A 2,400-nucleotide genomic window follows, 5' to 3' on the forward strand; every position below is an offset into this window, starting at 1 on the left:
TGGTCAGTGGACCAGCCGCAAGGCGGATGATTACTTCATTCCGCAATGGAGGCAGCAATTTTCATCAGGTCCTGTGTTGATCAATCTGATTCACGAAATGGATATCCTTCGATTCATTTGTGGTGAAATTGAATCAGTTACAGCCCAGCTCCAAACAGGTTTTCGCGGTCATCCTAAAGAAGAAACAGCAGCAATTATCTTGAGGTTCAATAGTGGAGTCCTCGGAACCTTTCTACTCTCGGATGCTACCCCCTCACCATGGAATTGGGAGCATGCGACAGGCGAAAATGTCAATTTCCCCCATACAGGCCAAAACTCGTATTGCTTTATGGGCTCGGATGCCTGTCTGGAATTTCCCAACCTTAGGATTTGGCAATCGCAGGGAAAACCCGATTGGAATCACCTGATGAAGATGGAGGAAAAGCCTGTCCCACTTGAAGACGCCTACATTGCCCAATGTCATCATTTTTGTGGGGTTATAAGAGGTGAGGAAAAGCCGCGAATCACTGCGGAAGATGCCTCTAAAACATTAGCTGCGACTCTTGCGGTCTTTGACTCTGCGAAGCAGCAGCAGACGATTTCGTTGTGACTTATCAATTCATTGATGTTGTCTGTACAAACGATGTAATGGAAGTTTCCGTTCAGCGTCCCGAGGTTTTGAATGCGTTGAATATTCAGGCTCATGCAGAATTGGCTGATGCCTTCGATAAATTTGCAAATGACTCAGCGCTGAATATGGCGTTAATCAGGGGTTCTGGGGAGAGAGCATTTTGTGTGGGCTCTGACTTGAAAGAGAGAGCACAGGTAGGCTCAGATCACATGCCTCCCAGCGGTTTTGCAGGCCTCACGGAGCGCTTTGATTTAGATAAACCAGTGATAGCATTGGTAAATGGTGATGCGATTGGAGGTGGCTTAGAGATTATACTGGCTTGTGATCTTGCGATAGCTGTGGATACTGCGCGGTTTGGCTTGCCAGAGCCGAAAGTTGGTTTGGCAGCCAGTGGTGGTTTGCACCGTCTTGCTCGTCAGCTTCCTTTAAAGAGGGCTATGGAGATTTCTTTGAAGGGACAGCTCTTTGGTGCTGTCGAAGCTAAGGAACTTGGGCTGATCAATGAGATTGTCCCCAGACAGAGTCTTGAAGATATGAAAAAAAGGTATCTGTCAGATTTGAAAGAATGTTCTCCTTTAGCTTTGAGAGCTACCAAACAAATGGTGCTACAAGGGTTAGATCATGGATCCTTGGAGAATGCTTTTAAAGCCCACTATCATTGTTTTCAACAGATGCTTGCGAGTGAAGATGCCAAAGAAGGTGTTCAAGCATTTTCCGAGAAAAGAAAGCCTGTTTGGAAGTGTAGATAGTTCAGTAAAATTATTAGATTTAGGGATCTATCCATGCCAGTTTGCAACAGATGTGAGAAGACATTCGATGTGGAAACAGCCCCGGGAGCCTTGATGTTTGGGCACCCGTCTACTGTTACTGAGGCGGTACCAGTTTGGAAGGCTCATATTTGCCAAGAGTGTGAGGCAGAGATGGTTGCTGAATTCAAGCGCAAACCCTTGGTGAAGGATCCTGAAAAAACATGACAACATCTTTTTATGTTGAGGTCGGTCAAATCTCGACCTTCTCAAAGACTGTTTCAGAGAGTGATGTTTATCTATTTGCGGGGATCACCGGAGATTTTTCTCCAAACCATGTGAATCGGCAGTACATGGAGAAATCTTCTTATGGGAAGTTGATGGCTCATGGGGCGCTACTGGTCGGCTTCATGTCCACGGTTTCAACGTTAGCGATTGCAAATACAAGAGAGGCTGAGGAAACCCCTGTTTCAGTTGGATATGATCGAGTTAGATTTCTTAAACCAGTCTTCTTGGGAGATACGGTTACTCTGACTTATCGAATTGCAGAAATTGATCACTCTCGGCGGCGATCATATGCCGATATTGAGGTAGTGAACCAAGAACAAGAACTAGTTGGTGTTGGAAGACATATTCTTCAGTGGGTTCCGAATTCTGCATCAGATGTGGAAACCCAGTGAGTTTCGATCTGGAAGGACAGCGCTTCGCGATTACAGGTGCTGGAAGAGGAATCGGCAAAGCAATTGGAAAAAGATTCGCCGAATTGGGTGCAAGGGTCTCAGCATGGGACTTAAATTTAGCAGAAATTGCCTCAGATCCTGCTTTTGAACATAGCGCACAAGTGGATGTAACCGATGAAGCATCGGTTTCCAAGGGAATTGAAGCAAGCTTGGGAGCACTTGGGGGCTTGGAAGGATTGATTGCAAGTGCTGGAATTAACGGACCAACTAAGCCAACCTGGGAATATTCTCTTTCGGATTGGCAGCAAGTCCTTGATGTTGATTTAACTGGAGTCTTCCTTTCTGTAAGATCAGTACTTTCTCA

General features: G+C 45.7%; 5 protein-coding genes. All 5 read left to right on the forward strand.

Annotated features, from left to right (window positions below; genetic code table 11):
- Positions 1–589: Gfo/Idh/MocA family oxidoreductase (locus P8O70_11970; GenBank protein MDG2197578.1), on the forward strand; the 589-nt coding region annotated here is incomplete at its 5' end.
- Positions 586–1,359 carry an enoyl-CoA hydratase-related protein gene (locus tag P8O70_11975; GenBank protein ID MDG2197579.1) on the forward strand — a complete coding sequence of 258 codons (774 nt, stop codon included), beginning with the start codon at positions 586–588 and terminating at the stop codon, positions 1,357–1,359. The genes P8O70_11970 and P8O70_11975, both read left to right, overlap by 4 nt.
- 33 nt (positions 1,360–1,392) lie before the next feature.
- A complete protein-coding gene (locus tag P8O70_11980) occupies positions 1,393–1,584 on the forward strand; it encodes a hypothetical protein (protein ID MDG2197580.1) in 192 nt (63 codons plus the stop codon).
- Complete coding sequence (locus P8O70_11985; GenBank protein MDG2197581.1) at positions 1,581–2,036, forward strand: MaoC/PaaZ C-terminal domain-containing protein; 456 nt, start codon at positions 1,581–1,583, stop codon at positions 2,034–2,036. Before P8O70_11980 ends, P8O70_11985 begins: the two co-directional genes overlap by 4 nt.
- Positions 2,033–2,400, forward strand: a 368-nt coding sequence (locus tag P8O70_11990; protein ID MDG2197582.1) for an SDR family NAD(P)-dependent oxidoreductase, incomplete at its 3' end; no start/stop codon positions are given. The genes P8O70_11985 and P8O70_11990, both read left to right, overlap by 4 nt.

The sequence above is a fragment of the SAR324 cluster bacterium genome, assembly GCA_029245725.1.
Lineage (GTDB): Bacteria > SAR324 > SAR324 > SAR324 > NAC60-12 > JCVI-SCAAA005.